The following is a 14,008-nucleotide window of genomic DNA, read 5'->3' on the forward strand; positions in this document are numbered from 1 at the left end:
ATGATGGAAATGGTCCAAGAAATAAAGAAATACCTTCAAGTCTTGGAACCAAATATCACGATTACTGACGTTCAAATTGACATGATTTTAAATCGAATAAAGGTATATCTCAATAGATCAGATATACCTTTTATTTTGTCATCGACGATTGCTGAAATGATTATTGAACAAGCGAAAATGAATCGTAAAAACGACGACGATACAATTTCTTCAATTTCAGATAATGGGCAATCCATATCATTTAGTAATAAAGTTTTTGAGTCGATGATGTCACAAAAAGACGTAGATTTATTTGCATCACACACTGCTATCTTAAATCGCTTTCGAAAGGTAGGTGTCATAGGTGTACATCCCTTCAAAAATGAATAATTTGATGCGCAAGTACTTCTACGATAAGTCAGTTGAGTTTTACAAATACGAAAAAATTGGTTCAAGTGAAGGTGGTAGATCTAAAAAAGGCGAAAAGGTAGCTTTAGGAAGTATTCAATGTAATATACAGCCAACATCTCATAAACTGATAAAAGAGACGTATGGTATTGATATCGATGCGAAATATGTCGTTACATGTGGAGTCAGTGAACATGTTGAAAAAGGATGGCAACTTTATTTCAAAGGAGAGGAAATGGAAGTTGTAGAGGTATTGCACTATGATTCCCATTTGATGATTTTATGTCAGTGATTAAAAACCTTGATAAATTAACCAAAAAGCTATCACGTACGCATCAACTTGTTCTTCAAGAAAGTAAAAAAGAAATTACTCGAAAGGCTTTAGCTATCCAAAAAGATGCAAAGCTCAATGCTCCATCAGCAGCAGGTGATTTAATAAATTCAATTAAAAAAGAAGTAAGAGTCGAGGGTGACGAAATCGTCGGTCGGGTTTATACCAAAAATGACCATGCACTTTTTGTAGAGTTTGGTACGGGTCCAAAAGGTAAAGGATCAGCAAGTATTGTGCCTAAAGGCGTTGTACTTCAATATCGAGAAACGCCATGGTTTGTTAATATAAAGGATTTTCCTGACTACAAGCGGTACAACCTGATAACTTACACGGTTGGCGAAGAAACGTTTGTCTTAATTCGAGGTCAGAAAGCGCAACAGTTTATGTCACCAGCAGCCAAACGATACAGTGGTACAGTAGGAAAATCAGTAGGAACGGCAATATCTAAGCAGATTAGAAAGGAACTAATAAAATGAGAAAAGAATTCTATGAATGTCTATGTACAGTTTGTCAAAATGTATTTCAAGACTATCCAGATGAAAACACTTCATTTCCTTGCTTAATTTTTGACTTGGATTATACTGCTGCTTATTCCCTCAATAACATTGCATATTTTAAGCAATATGCTCGTGTAGAAATTTTTACAGAAACTTCTGAAGAACGAAGTGCACTCGAGCTCCAGTTAATTGAAAAATTATTTAAATATGATTGGATTAATGTTAGCAATCGAAGTATTCCTGATGCTGAATATTACAGACAAAATCTTACTTTTGAAAGGAAAGTGTAATCGTGTGGAGAAGAACTAGAACAATTAATGAAATAGAAGAAAGTAGAGAGGTGGTAAATATGGAAAAAGAAACCAAACGTACAATTGGTACAAAATTACTCTTAAAGAAATTAGGTAGTGAACAAGCAGACTTGGCTATCGGTGATTTAACGAATATTGGAGAAATTGGATTAGAGTCTGAAGAGATTGATGTAACAACACATGATAGTGAAGGTGACTTCAAGGAATATATTGCAGGATCTAAAGATGGAGGCGAAGTTTCTGTTGAAGGATATCTATTCAATCAAGAAACCTTTGAAAAATTATTGGCTCTTGCGAACTCTCGAGAAGTTCGTGATTGGGAAGTTAAATACCCAAGTGGTGCGGTTTGGTCTTTTAAAGCATTCGTAAAATCTTTAAAAGATGGCGCAAAAGGTCTCGATGATGTATCAAGTTTTACTGCAAACTTACGTGTGTCTGGTGCACCAACATTCAAAAAATCTGTTTAATGGAAAGAGGTAAGTATGACTAAAATTTTATTCAAATTCAATGCTTCAACAGTTGATTCAATTGAAAAACGTACTGGAGAATCAATCGGTAATGCATTGACTAATACAACGATTAGTAATATTTCAACATTCGTAGAACTTGCATCAGTTTCAGAGGAAGGAAAGGTTGGGATGTCTCGTTCATTGGCACTCAAGAGCATTGACGCTTATCTTGAAGAAGAAAATGATATGGACGATTTAGTTCTCGATATTACAGAACAGCTGGTTGCTGACGGTTTTTTATCGCGGGGTCTCTCAGTAGAGAAGATGAGAGCGTTGAAGGAATCGAAAGTTCAAGAGTTTGCGAAAGCAGTAGACAGAGAATTGAACAAATAATCTCTTATCGTTTCGGCGACCATTGGCGTGAGAATGAATCAAGTGCGATTGAGATAGGCTTAGACTTAAATTATTATTGGAGTTTGAACCCAAAACAGTTTCAAAAGCATGTTGATATTTTCAATAAGAAAGAATCAGAACGAATGATGTATGACGATAGACTTAATCATTTATTAGGTCAATACATTGTTCTTGCAATTCATGATCCAGGAAGTTATCCAAAGGATTCATTTTTATCTCAAGCAAACACGAATTCAGATAGAATGAGTGACTTTGAGATGGAAAAAATGGCGCGCCGAAACACAATTATGTTAGGAGGTGACATTGTACAATGACCATTGAAGAATTACAGATTTTAATTACTGCAAATACAAATGAATTACGTAAAGAGATTTCTCGTACGAATAACACTTTACAAGGTTTAGAACGCAAATCCGCGAAAACATCGCGAGGTGTCGTGAGTGGTTTTCGATTCATGAAAACTGCTATCTTAGCACTTGGAATTGGTAAACTTATTCAAAGTATCACTAATGGACTCGATGGTGCCATAGCGCGTGTTGATACAATGAATAACTTCCCACGAACGATGAGTAATCTTGGTATCAGTGCAAGTGATTCAAAAATGGCAATTGACCGATTAAGTAACAAGCTTAAAGGCTTGCCAACAACACTTAATGATGCAGCACTTTCTGTTCAACGATTTACAAGTGCGAACGGAAACATTAAAGCATCAACTGAAATGTTTTTAGCAATGAATAATGCTATTCTAGCGGGTGGAGCGCCTATTGAGCTACAAAAAACCGCCTTAGAGCAATTATCGCAAGCCTATACAAAAGGGAAACCTGATATGCAAGAATGGCGTGCAGCGATGACTGCAATGCCCGCTCAATTAAAACAAGTTGCGATGGCCATGGGATATGCTAGTGCTGATCAACTTGGAGAAAGTCTTCGTAACGGTAGTGTTTCGATGAATGAGTTTATGCTTGCAATGATTCAATTAAACAAGCAAGGAATTAATGGTTTTCAAAGCTTTGAGGCACAAGCTCGAAATTCTACTGGAGGAATTGCAACCTCTATTGCAAATTTGAAAACTGCAATTACTCGTGGAATTGCAGATGTTATCAATACAATTGGCCAAGCAAATATTGCTGGCTTTTTTAATGCAATTACAAATGCAATCAATGCAACGATTCCGTATATCTTAGCATTTATTAAAGTAGTACAAATGGCGGTTGCGTGGGTTGCTAAACTGTTTGGAAAGACAATTAAACAATCAAAGACACTTGGAAGCAATGTACAAAGTGCAACAAGCTCTATGGGTGGTTTAAGTAACCAAGCAGGAAATGCTACAGGCGGTATCAATAAAGCTACTAAGGCTGCCAAGAAACTAAATAAAGAAATGAGTTCACTTGCGGATTTTGATGGTGATCTTCACGTAATGAAACAAGACGTTGGAGATTCGGGTGATTCAGGCGGCTATGGTGGTAGTGCAAGTGTGCCAAATGTTGGTGGAGGAGCGGTTGACTTATCAGGACTTGAATTCGATTGGGATGAGCAAGCGGATAGTATTGATAAAGTAAATGAGAAAGTGGAACAACTTCTTGGATTTGTAAAAGGGATTGGAGCTTTTGTAGAGAAGCATAAAGTTCCAATTGTTTCTACGCTTGCCGCAGTAAGTGCAGGACTGGGTGCACTAGGATTAATTGCATTATATGGTAAATTTCAAAAAGTTGCCGAAGTAGCTTCTAAAGTCGTTGGACTATTTAAACTTTGGACAGGAGAAATGGGCTTGGTCAAAGGGACATTGGACTTGCTAGTAACAGCAATAGGACCGGCAACACTTATTATTGCAGGAATTGTTGCGGTTGTTGCTGCAGTCGCCGGGGCTTTAACTCAACTTTGGATGACGAATGAAGAGTTTAGAAACAAAGTTACAGCGGCGTGGGAAGGGCTTAAAGAAACATTATCCTTATTCTACGACACAGTAATTGGACCTGTTTTTACGTCGTTTAAAGAGGCTCTAATGATGATTTGGACGGATGGTGTTCAACCATTATGGGATGGTTGGGTTGAGTTTGTTCGTTCTATCTCAAGCGCACTCTTAGGTTTTTGGAATGATGTCCTGAAAGATTACGTAGATTGGTTTATTAAAACCTTTGGACCGGTTCTTTCTAACGTTTTAGACATCGTTATGAAAGCATTCTCGTTTGCAATGTCTACAATTGGTCGTCTTGTTGGAACAGTCTTTAAAAACATTGGAGCACGTGTAGAAGGGCTTGTTGGAGTGTTCATAGGATTAATTACCTTTATTCGTGGTGTTTTTACTGGTGATTGGAAAATGGCATGGAATGGCGTTGTTAAAATCTTTGATTCTATAACAACGGCTATCGGAAAGATTTGGGGTAATACTTGGGATTTTATCCTCAAGGTCTTTAACACGGGTGGTAAAGTTTTTGACGGAATTAAAGCAGGTATTGTCAATGCGTTCTCTGCGATCGTTAATGCATTGATTGGTGGAATTAACAAAATAATTGCACTACCATTCAACTCGATAAATGGCATCCTCAATGGTATCAAGAATATATCGATATTGGGTGCTAAACCATTTAGTGGTTTTTGGGATTATAATCCATTGCCAGTACCACAAATTCCAAAACTTCCAGCATATGAAAAAGGTACAAACTATGTACCGGAGACTGGATATGCGTTACTCCATAAAGGTGAGTCTGTTGTACCTGCAAAACAAGGAGCTCCCTATCGTGAGAATGTGCAAGAACGCCTTGAAATCATTCAAATCCTTATGGAAATGAATATTCACTTGCGTCGTATCTATGAAAAAGATACAGATATCTATATGGATTCAGTCAAACTGAATCAACAGCTTAAAAAAGCAGAGTTAAAACAATTAAAAGCATTAGGAGTCGGATAGGAGGTGTATCATGGCTAGTAAAAATGATTTGAGGATTGTTGTAGAAGGATACACTTTCCCTTCTCCATTGAGAGATACGTTCTCTGTTAAGAAAATTAAATACAATGCGTTTGCTGAGCGAACTGCAAAGACGATGCGCATTGATCAATTAGGAGATGTATGGGGCGTAGAGTTTACGCTCCCATCTCTTCCAGAAACTGAATATAAGAAGATTGCAGATGCACTTTCACCCTTTGTTGTAGAAATGGAATTTTATAATGTGTTTGAGGGAAAGCGTATGAAGACTACGTTTTATCATTCAGACTTAGAAGTTGTGAGAATTAGTCAAGATTTACACAGACCACTAAACATTAAGTTTACGGGAACTGAGGTGATTTGATGTGGCAAACATCGGAGGTCTATAAAAAACTTGCAAATGCGCAAACACGTACACCGATTCCAATTGTACAAATCAATGGTATTGAAATTGACATCATTAGTTTAGAATTCAAGGAACCAAGAGAAACTTTTATTGGTGGTTTCGCTGCAAAATACATTGTCCTACAAATTGATAGGGATGCATATGCAGGTGAATTGATAGGTGCGGAAATTGAACCATTCATTCAATTTAAAGGAGACGAAACTAAAGTCCCAATTGGTAAGTTTTATGCAGATAAAGAAGACGTTGAATTTGATGAGGTAAAGAAAAAATATACGATAACAGCTTATGATAAAACTATTTGTTTCGATAAGCGGTATGAACACCTAGAATGGCCAATGACAGGAGAAGTGTTTTTAACCGCAGTATGTAAAGCTGTCGGTGTTAATTTGAATATTGAATGTACATCTAAAATATCGTATTATCTTAAGCCGATTCAGGGTATCAATGTAAACGAAAAAGAAATTATTTCTTATCGACAACTTATCAATGAATTTGCGCGCTTCAATTTTTGCTCAGCACATATTAATCGACGTGGTGAATTAGAGTTTAGAAGTGTCTTTATTAATAATTCAATTAGTGAAGTAATAACTGGCTATGACTATAATGACTTAAAAATAGACAAGACCGTTAAACCTTTCAACTCATTAGTATATGAACAAAAAGATATCAATGATCCATTTTTTAAAAAAGATGAAGTGAGTATTACAACGCATGGATTAACAGAATTGAAAATTACAGATAATGTATTTATTGATTTCATGGATAAAGCAACGCAACAAAATTATGTTGATGAAATGTTCTCCAAAATATCAGGATTTATTTATCATAAGTTTGAAAGTAATTTAATCATGAGACCTGATTATGATTCATGTGATGTTCTTGGGTATGAAGACTTAGATGGTTACTTATATCGAGTTGTCTTAACTGATATTTCATGGTCATGGATTGGTGGTGGAATGAAAGGAACGTTGAAGTGTCCTCAATTGCCTGAAACTGTGACGAAGTATGAATTGGCAGGGGAGCGCCAAGACTTGTTGAATATGAGCATCGATGTAGATAGAGTGAATAAAAAAATTACTTCACTTGCTCGAGAAACAGGGAAGATACAAGATCAGAATGATTATTTATCGGACCTCGTTGAAGACAATCAAACTAAAATCACACAGACTGCTGAAAGGATAGAGAGTGAAATTAGTTCGCGCATTGAAATGGGTGACAAAATTTTAGAAGAAACTCGAAGTGTATTTCAACAGCTGGAAAATCAGTACAACTTTGAAATAGTAAAAGTCATCGATGGCTTAGATGAGATGAAATCTTGGTTTCGTATCGATGAAAATGGCGCTATCATTGGAAAAAGTGGAAACCCTGTTTCTGTTCATATTGGCCATAATGTCATTGAGTTTATTGAAAATGGTGTAGCGGTTGCGGTTATGGATAATCAAAAATTACGGATTACTAGTGTTATTGCCTTAATGGATATTATTGTTGGAAATCATATTATTATGAAATACCCTCAATCAAAAACCATTACGATTATTAAACCGGTAGAAGGAGAGATGCAATAATGGCATGGGTGAGAAAAGAAAATCGCGAAATACCAAATTCAGGTGGTGTTTATCTTGAGGTTTGGTATGAAGTAGGGAATCAAAGTATTGAATCGAACTTCACACCGATGCGTTGGGAAATTGGCTTGCGTTCAACTGGTTCGCGATGGAATGCGGACGCAAACTCAAGTCTTAACCAAACGATTTATGGTGAGTCGTATTCAAGTTCCTTTGCCTATGATTTTAGAAGTACAGATTACATTGTATTAGATTCCTGGAGTTGGCGTAATGTTGGTCACAATGACAATGGGACCAAGACGGTCTATTATGATATTTCGGTTTCATTAGTCAATCCATTAGGGAATGGATCAGTAAGAGCTCAAGGTAGTGTTGTTTTAAAGACAATCCCACGAAAATCGAGTTTATCATCCTACCCAAGTGTATACTCCATTGGAGATGTCCTGTCGCTTCGTATTGAAGCAAAACATAGTTCTTTTAGACATAACATTTATGTAATGTATGAAAATAGTGATAGCAGTACCGATTATTGGCTGCAGCAAAAAAATATTGGCGCAGGACTTGTGACGTTTAATGTTACAGAAAGTCAAAAAAATAGTTTACTCAATCGAATGCCAACCGTCTCAAGTCGCAAGATGTATCTGTGGCTTACAACCCTTAATGCAAGTGGTAATCGTATTGGCTATAACGTCTATACGATAACCGTCAATATTAAAGAAGCGGATAATAAAATTACGGTATCAGGACTTCAACTCAGTGAAGCAAACGCCTTAGTGAAAAATGGATTCCTGCAACACAATTCGCAAATCCGTTATGCGTATAAACCCAATGCGCCGATAGGAACAAGTATTAAATCGACTACAATTCAAATTGAAGGGAAAAACTATTCAAATACCAGTGGTGTTACCAGTGTTCTGTTGAAATCAGGATTAAAGCAGAAAGCTATCATAACGGTTGAAACCAAGCGAAACCGTAAGGCAAGCTTTGAGTATCTGTATGATGTAAAACCTTATACTTATCCAAGTGTTCAGAATTTAACGCAAACCCGTACCGATTCGGTTGGGAATCCTGCAACACTGGGAACTTACATTCATATTAAAGGTGCATTGAAGTTTACTCAACTTGGTTACAATAAACTGCGTGTTCGCATTCTTAAAAATAGTGTTTCGCAAGCTGAAAACACGTATACCCAAAATGGATCACTTGACCGATTGTTGAGTGGTTTTTTAGTGCACGAACAATATGCTTTAACCGTTGAACTTTTTGATGGCTTAAAAACAGTAACCTATCCGCTGTTTATTCCAACATCAAATGTCACGATGAGTTGGAATGAAACAAGTGTTGGGATTGGGATGGTGGTGAATGAATCTGACAAAGACTTGTTGCGTGTTAAGGGAAATATTTATCAAAAAGAAAAAATTCAAGTTCTCGATACAGAAACAGGTCGAAGACGATATCCAATCGGTGTCGGTGTGATAAACTTCAACGACTACTATAACGATGGAGACTATCTCATCAGTTCGAATGCAAATGCATCCAAGTCATACAACGCACCGTGTCCTTATGCAGGTATTTTTAGAGTTCGCACATTAAGAGCCGGGCAGTATCCAAATAAAAATGCACCCTGGATGTATGTAATGCAAAGCTATCTTGATTTAAATGGCGTTGAATATCAACGTTCTATGATGACGGATGGTAATGGTGTTTGGAACTACGGCAGATGGCGCACGGTGTTATCGGTTGAGGAAGAAAAACTTAACGGAGAAGGTGGTTATGTTAAACATCAAAGTGGCCGTTTAGAAGTATGGGGTCGGGTAAGAATCGATATCCAAGCAAAAAATCGAGGATCAGCAGTTGTACGTTTTCCAATTTCATTTATTGATACAAAGTATACGGTAATCACTTCAGTAAATACGACTGCACCGGATGTTCAAGAACACGTTTCATTTGAACCTGATAGTTCGTCACAAATGACCTTATATACTTATCGCACGACATCAAACTGGATTTGGGCCCATTACCACGTAATTGGCCGTTGGAAATAGGAGGGAGTTATAATGTTGAACCTAATTAATCAAAAAATTAAAGAGCTTGAAGTGGAACGCAGTCAATATGATTATTCACAAGATGAAATTATTGTGGAGCGTAAAGAACGCGAACACCAACAAGCTCTAAACAAAATGTTGGAAAAGAAAGCGCCTTATGATCGTATTACAGAAGAAATTAAACGTCTGGATTCGATTAAGGCGTATCTTGAGCAACTTTCAAATGATAAAGGAGTGAAACCACATGAGTGAATTTCTAAATGAATTACTAAATCTTTTGCGTCCAACAATCATGACGGGTGTAACCATCATTCTTGGATTTCTTGGCATGAAAATTAAAAACTACTATAATGTAAAAATATCATTTGAGCAACAAAAACAAATTGCGAATATTGCGAAAGCAGCAGTCATGTTTGTGGAGCAAGTGGCGGGAGAACATTTGTTGTCGGATGATAAATTGAGCATGGCAAAACATCGTGCAAAAGTGACCCTCAATCAAGTCGGTATTGATATTACCGATGAGGAATTGACGATGTGGATTGAAGCCTTTGTGGGAGGTTTAAATCATAAAGATGCCTTGCGAATTAATGAAGGAGGTCATCATGATATCATTTAAAATACGAACCACAGGGAGTGATTTACATCGTCTTCCCGAATACAATTCATACGCGAATGGCACCATGAACCCCTACCATGACGAATTTGCACCATTAAGTGTGCAAGGAACCATGAGTGGCTTAAAGAACAAATATGCGCTTGGGAATTGTACCTGGTATGCTTTTGGACGTATGCTTGAAGTTTTTAAAATTCGTCCAGACTATCCGTGTTGTCGATGGGATGCAAAGCGATGGGGGGACGGTGATGGTGCAGTTCTCAGTGATAAGCCTGAAGTAGGAGGTATTGTTGTCTTCGGTATACCCGGTGACCTTGATGACTATGGCCATGTCGCTTTTATCGAAAAAATAGAAAATGGTCGTGCATACTTATCGGAGTCCGCTTACAGTGAGCGAACTAATGGATTCTTATTCAAATATGGACGTAGTATCCAGGATGTGGAACATCAATGGGGAATGAAAGTCATTCGTTATCTAGCACCGCTTAAACCTGCGACATCTTATGAAGCGCCGGTCCCAAGCAAGAACACTAAAGGAAAATATATTAACCTATTACCGCTTAAAGATTATCCACGATATGGGACTTATGATATGGGTGTGGTGCCGGTTGCTAAGAATATTAGCCATTACATTGAAGTGATGGAACTTGAACCCAATACAGGAATTTCCTATGAGATTGTAGACTGGATAAATCTGCAGGTAGCATGTATCGAAACCCGTGATTTTGGTAAACAACAAATCTTTGTGGATTCAACACGTGCAACGATAACCGACAAACCTGTTGGACGTGTGTATGGAAAGAAATCAAGCAAAGTCACAGATTACACAGGGCAAACCCTTGTCATTCATGACTACGCAGGATACGTACCGCTTTATAACGAAGACTTTACGTATCAATATCCTGATGGGCTGAGTCCTCGTAATCGTGAGTTCAAAATCTTACGTCAAATCGCGGATGGTCATTATATCGTCAACATTCCTTATGCTGATCCGCAAATTGTAGGGATTAAGTGGCAATCAGGAATTGGATTTAAAGGATAGATTATGAGTAATACAGAATTTATTGGATTACTCTTTCTAGTAGGAATCCCAACAATCGTATCAATCTTTAAACTCTCCGTTTCGATTGCGAAGTTCACTGTATCCGTTGATAACTTACTTGAATGGCAAAAGTCCAAAGATGATAAAGATGTCGAGCAGGACCGCAGACTGAATGAACATGAGGGACGTTTAGAAAAGATAGAACGTACAAACTTTATTAAAGATAGAATATAGACAAAGGCCACCCATCTGATTTTAAGGGTGGCTTTTTTTGCGTGCATGAACTATTATACATATATATGTATAATACTAATGTATAGAAGTTTGCATAAATGATACATAGTGGAAGGGTGGATAAAATGAAATTGGGACAATTGCATATTGGAGAGGCAGATGCAACAGATGAAGTTAATTCCGAAATAGATTTTAGCCAATTGTTTTATACAAAAAACAACAAATATCAGGAGTTGCTGAAACCGATAACTTTTACAATTGCAGGGAGAAAAGGTACAGGGAAATCATTGCTAGCTCTTTATTATCAAAAAGAGAACCATTCGAAAAAAAATAGACATATCGTGTATTACAAAAAATTCAAAAGAATTCAAGATGATGAAGCAGAGGAGTTTTCTAATAATATCGAAAATCTAGAGGTCAGAGCTCACTTTCAAAGATACTTTTTGTTGACTAGTATATTAGGGGCATTAATTAAAGAAAGCTCAGTATTGACATATTCTGAGTTTAAAAATGAATCAGATTCTTTATTTAAATATATTGATTATCTTGGATATAAAAAAGTGATAAAAAAAATCAATGACTATTCATTTTTCAAGGATTCGAAAAACGAGCGAAAAGGTGTATATTCATCTCATAGTGAATCAACTAGAAAAACTTCAAATATTAAAGCGAAGGGGACCAATCAGAAAGGAAGTCTCGAGCTAGGAAGCAATCAAGAGTCGGATATAAATTATCAATTTACTAAAAGCAGTTATGCAATTAATCTGAAATATCTTGAAAGTTTGATGGAAGAGGCACTACATTATGTCTCTATAGAACTGTTTCTTGATGATCTGGATGAAGTTTTGGGATTCAATAAAGAGCAATTACCTGAATACCTTTCAAATTTACTTGAAAATATTAAAGATTTGAATGATTATATTAAGACCATTGATAAAAGAAGTAGGATTGTTGCGGTCATTAGAGAAGACTTATTGAAAGAAACAGATGCAATGGTGCCAAATTTGGGAAAAAAATTAACAGGTGGGCAAGTATCTATTAACTGGACAAACGGACATAATAAAGAAGAGTTAGAGGCACTTATTTTTTACAAAATTCAACAATCTGTTCGTATGGAAACAGGAGTGAAGTATACAAAAGAAGAATTAGCAGAAAAATTCTTTGTTCTTTCTAAAAACAAAGTCAAAAATGCACCCTTAGAGAAAATGATGGAAAATTCTATGGGAAGGCCAAGAGATTTGGTGACGTTTATAAATATCATATGCAGCAATTATCCAGAACACACACAAATTTCAAAAAAATTAGTAAATCAGTGTTTAATGGAATATTCAGCAAACCTTGAGAGAGACTTGAAGAATGAATTGGGAACTCACTATCCAAAAGAATTTGTAGATGATGCTTTTGATATTCTACGTTTGATTGGTGAAATAAGATTTACTTTTGAGGAGTTCCTGGAGGTTGCTAAACGGAATTATACATATAGCGATGAGGACCTAAAAAATATGCTGTTAATTTTGTTTGAATTTAGTGTAATAGGTAATACAGTAGAAAAAAAATGGGTTCCTAGTGGACAAAAGGTTACTTTTCAATATTATTATTCTGGAAAAATAAAACCGAATTTTGATCACGAGTTTAAAACACATTGGGGATTATCTAAAGCATTAAATATATAAAAAAGAGGCTATTTGCCTCTCTTTTATTTTTATGATGATATTTAGCTGTAGCTTTCAGGGTCATCACTCCTATTATCATTCTAAGAAATTCTCTAAATTAAATTCAATAATTTACACTGAAATTATATCATTTATCATTTCTATGTCAAATATTATAATCTGTTATTTTCTTTATAATTATTTTTTCGTTTCAAATTATGAAGAATACCTAGGAGTATACTATCTAAATTTGATATGGTTAGAATTAGCAATCCACTATGTTTGAAGAACGATTATTTTGTTCTATTAACTATTTTTAAGTAAAGAGAAGGTTTAGGCAAATGATTTTTAATCTGTAAATAATTGTAGGCCTTTTGTAGGCCATAAATCGATTTGTGAACATAAGAAAAGCCACTTATAAGTGGCTGTAATTATATTGTTGGCAGGGGTAGCAGGACTCGAACCCACATTAACGGTTTTGGAGACCGTTGCTCTACCATTGAACTATACCCCTAAAAAGGCTTTGCAAGACGATATTTAACTGACTGCCAACAAATAATACCATAGTCGTATATCAATATCAATAGGTATTTGATATAATATTTCTTGAGGTGTTAAATTATGAAAACTATAATGGATGAAAGTGCAATTAATCGATCGCTCATTCGAATGACGCACGAAATTATTGAGAAAAATAAGGGGCTCGATAAAGTTGTACTGTTGGGAATCGAAACACGTGGTGCCACGCTTGCGTTTCGCATGGCAAAACTTATGTATCAGTTTGAAAATATTAAAGTACCTGTGGCATCACTTGATATCAGTTACTGGCGTGATGATGTGAAAGCATCAGACCAAGCATTCCGCTTACCGATTAGTGTCCAAGATCGTGTTGTGGTTATTGTTGATGATGTGCTCTTTAAAGGTCGTACGGTTCGTGCAGCGTTGGATGGTATTATCTATAACGGTAGACCCGAACGCGTACAACTAGCTGTTTTGGTTGACCGGGGTCATCGTGAGTTGCCAATTCGTGCCGATATTGTTGGTAAGAACATTCCAACATCGCTCAATGAAACCGTAAAAGTAAAACTTCGTGAAGATGATTCAGAAGAATGTGTGGTCCTTTATTAATGAACACCCCATTT

At 36.4% G+C, this 14,008-nt stretch carries 17 protein-coding genes and 1 tRNA gene; 17 read left to right on the forward strand and 1 reads right to left on the reverse strand.

The window, feature by feature from the left end:
- The 16 genes from AAG186_RS03165 (at nt 1) to AAG186_RS03240 (ending at nt 12,887) form a co-directional block, all read left to right on the forward strand.
- Entirely contained in the window at nt 1–369 is a 369-nt protein-coding gene (locus AAG186_RS03165) for a hypothetical protein (protein WP_342621989.1), read from the forward strand.
- A complete protein-coding gene (locus AAG186_RS03170) occupies nt 362–679 on the forward strand; it encodes a hypothetical protein (protein WP_342621990.1) in 318 nt (105 codons plus the stop codon). Before AAG186_RS03165 ends, AAG186_RS03170 begins: the two co-directional genes overlap by 8 nt.
- Nucleotides 670–1,194, forward strand: coding sequence for an HK97-gp10 family putative phage morphogenesis protein (locus tag AAG186_RS03175; RefSeq protein WP_342621991.1), 525 nt, complete (start codon nt 670–672; stop codon nt 1,192–1,194). The genes AAG186_RS03170 and AAG186_RS03175 overlap by 10 nt, the downstream gene beginning before the upstream one ends.
- Nucleotides 1,191–1,505 carry a hypothetical protein gene (locus AAG186_RS03180; RefSeq protein ID WP_275139393.1) on the forward strand — a complete coding sequence of 105 codons (315 nt, stop codon included), beginning with the start codon at nt 1,191–1,193 and terminating at the stop codon, nt 1,503–1,505. The genes AAG186_RS03175 and AAG186_RS03180 overlap by 4 nt, the downstream gene beginning before the upstream one ends.
- 59 nt (nt 1,506–1,564) lie before the next feature.
- Nucleotides 1,565–1,993, forward strand: coding sequence for a phage tail tube protein (locus AAG186_RS03185; RefSeq protein ID WP_275141632.1), 429 nt, complete (start codon nt 1,565–1,567; stop codon nt 1,991–1,993).
- A 15-nt stretch (nt 1,994–2,008) separates the two neighbouring features.
- The gene (locus AAG186_RS03190) at nt 2,009–2,368 is read left to right on the forward strand and encodes a hypothetical protein (RefSeq protein ID WP_275143481.1); all 360 of its coding nucleotides are present in this window, start codon (nt 2,009–2,011) and stop codon (nt 2,366–2,368) included.
- Between the two features lie 83 nt (nt 2,369–2,451).
- The gene (locus AAG186_RS03195) at nt 2,452–2,703 is read left to right on the forward strand and encodes a hypothetical protein (RefSeq protein ID WP_200542656.1); all 252 of its coding nucleotides are present in this window, start codon (nt 2,452–2,454) and stop codon (nt 2,701–2,703) included.
- Nucleotides 2,700–5,297, forward strand: a complete 2,598-nt coding sequence (locus tag AAG186_RS03200) for a tape measure protein (protein ID WP_342621992.1) — start codon at nt 2,700–2,702, stop codon at nt 5,295–5,297. The genes AAG186_RS03195 and AAG186_RS03200 overlap by 4 nt, the downstream gene beginning before the upstream one ends.
- 10 nt (nt 5,298–5,307) lie before the next feature.
- Entirely contained in the window at nt 5,308–5,676 is a 369-nt protein-coding gene (locus AAG186_RS03205; protein ID WP_200548783.1) for a hypothetical protein, read from the forward strand.
- Nucleotides 5,676–7,283 (forward strand): hypothetical protein, encoded by a 1,608-nt coding sequence (locus tag AAG186_RS03210; RefSeq protein WP_342621993.1) that lies wholly within the window; start codon nt 5,676–5,678, stop codon nt 7,281–7,283. The genes AAG186_RS03205 and AAG186_RS03210 overlap by 1 nt, the downstream gene beginning before the upstream one ends.
- Nucleotides 7,283–9,325, forward strand: a complete 2,043-nt coding sequence (locus tag AAG186_RS03215) for a hypothetical protein (protein ID WP_342621994.1) — start codon at nt 7,283–7,285, stop codon at nt 9,323–9,325. Before AAG186_RS03210 ends, AAG186_RS03215 begins: the two co-directional genes overlap by 1 nt.
- Before the next feature lie 12 nt (nt 9,326–9,337).
- On the forward strand, nt 9,338–9,577 hold the full coding sequence (locus tag AAG186_RS03220; protein ID WP_275164279.1) for a hypothetical protein: 240 nt from the start codon (nt 9,338–9,340) through the stop codon (nt 9,575–9,577).
- Nucleotides 9,570–9,941, forward strand: coding sequence for a phage holin family protein (locus AAG186_RS03225; RefSeq protein ID WP_342621995.1), 372 nt, complete (start codon nt 9,570–9,572; stop codon nt 9,939–9,941). Before AAG186_RS03220 ends, AAG186_RS03225 begins: the two co-directional genes overlap by 8 nt.
- Nucleotides 9,928–10,980, forward strand: coding sequence for a CHAP domain-containing protein (locus AAG186_RS03230; RefSeq protein WP_342621996.1), 1,053 nt, complete (start codon nt 9,928–9,930; stop codon nt 10,978–10,980). Before AAG186_RS03225 ends, AAG186_RS03230 begins: the two co-directional genes overlap by 14 nt.
- A 3-nt stretch (nt 10,981–10,983) precedes the next feature.
- A complete protein-coding gene (locus tag AAG186_RS03235) occupies nt 10,984–11,214 on the forward strand; it encodes a hypothetical protein (protein WP_003773244.1) in 231 nt (76 codons plus the stop codon).
- Between the two features lie 125 nt (nt 11,215–11,339).
- On the forward strand, nt 11,340–12,887 hold the full coding sequence (locus AAG186_RS03240) for a hypothetical protein (protein ID WP_342621997.1): 1,548 nt from the start codon (nt 11,340–11,342) through the stop codon (nt 12,885–12,887).
- Between the two features lie 419 nt (nt 12,888–13,306).
- On the opposite strand, the gene AAG186_RS03245 is transcribed toward AAG186_RS03240, so the two are convergent.
- Nucleotides 13,307–13,380: transfer RNA gene (locus AAG186_RS03245), tRNA-Trp, on the reverse strand.
- 107 nt (nt 13,381–13,487) lie between these two features.
- Here AAG186_RS03245 and pyrR point away from each other — a divergent pair.
- Nucleotides 13,488–13,994 (forward strand): bifunctional pyr operon transcriptional regulator/uracil phosphoribosyltransferase PyrR, encoded by a 507-nt coding sequence (gene pyrR / locus AAG186_RS03250; RefSeq protein WP_003773247.1) that lies wholly within the window; start codon nt 13,488–13,490, stop codon nt 13,992–13,994.
- Nucleotides 13,995–14,008 lie beyond the last annotated feature (14 nt).

This window comes from Erysipelothrix sp. P66 (assembly GCF_038682365.1).
Classification (GTDB): Bacteria; Bacillota_I; Bacilli_A; order Erysipelotrichales; family Erysipelotrichaceae; genus Erysipelothrix; species Erysipelothrix piscisicarius.

What these genes read in the sequence shown, in the direction of transcription:
- AAG186_RS03165 (WP_342621989.1), top strand. Translation starts at nt 1, where the DNA reads ATGATGGAAATGGTCCAAGAAATAAAGAAATACCTTCAAGTCTTGGAA.
- AAG186_RS03190 (WP_275143481.1), top strand. Translation starts at nt 2,009, where the DNA reads ATGACTAAAATTTTATTCAAATTCAATGCTTCAACAGTTGATTCAATT.
- AAG186_RS03235 (WP_003773244.1), top strand. Translation starts at nt 10,984, where the DNA reads ATGAGTAATACAGAATTTATTGGATTACTCTTTCTAGTAGGAATCCCA.
- AAG186_RS03230 (WP_342621996.1), top strand. Translation starts at nt 9,928, where the DNA reads ATGATATCATTTAAAATACGAACCACAGGGAGTGATTTACATCGTCTT.
- AAG186_RS03240 (WP_342621997.1), top strand. Translation starts at nt 11,340, where the DNA reads ATGAAATTGGGACAATTGCATATTGGAGAGGCAGATGCAACAGATGAA.
- AAG186_RS03215 (WP_342621994.1), top strand. Translation starts at nt 7,283, where the DNA reads ATGGCATGGGTGAGAAAAGAAAATCGCGAAATACCAAATTCAGGTGGT.
- AAG186_RS03200 (WP_342621992.1), top strand. Translation starts at nt 2,700, where the DNA reads ATGACCATTGAAGAATTACAGATTTTAATTACTGCAAATACAAATGAA.
- AAG186_RS03220 (WP_275164279.1), top strand. Translation starts at nt 9,338, where the DNA reads ATGTTGAACCTAATTAATCAAAAAATTAAAGAGCTTGAAGTGGAACGC.
- AAG186_RS03225 (WP_342621995.1), top strand. Translation starts at nt 9,570, where the DNA reads ATGAGTGAATTTCTAAATGAATTACTAAATCTTTTGCGTCCAACAATC.
- AAG186_RS03205 (WP_200548783.1), top strand. Translation starts at nt 5,308, where the DNA reads ATGGCTAGTAAAAATGATTTGAGGATTGTTGTAGAAGGATACACTTTC.
- AAG186_RS03185 (WP_275141632.1), top strand. Translation starts at nt 1,565, where the DNA reads ATGGAAAAAGAAACCAAACGTACAATTGGTACAAAATTACTCTTAAAG.
- AAG186_RS03170 (WP_342621990.1), top strand. Translation starts at nt 362, where the DNA reads ATGAATAATTTGATGCGCAAGTACTTCTACGATAAGTCAGTTGAGTTT.
- AAG186_RS03210 (WP_342621993.1), top strand. Translation starts at nt 5,676, where the DNA reads ATGTGGCAAACATCGGAGGTCTATAAAAAACTTGCAAATGCGCAAACA.
- AAG186_RS03180 (WP_275139393.1), top strand. Translation starts at nt 1,191, where the DNA reads ATGAGAAAAGAATTCTATGAATGTCTATGTACAGTTTGTCAAAATGTA.
- AAG186_RS03175 (WP_342621991.1), top strand. Translation starts at nt 670, where the DNA reads ATGTCAGTGATTAAAAACCTTGATAAATTAACCAAAAAGCTATCACGT.
- pyrR (WP_003773247.1), top strand. Translation starts at nt 13,488, where the DNA reads ATGAAAACTATAATGGATGAAAGTGCAATTAATCGATCGCTCATTCGA.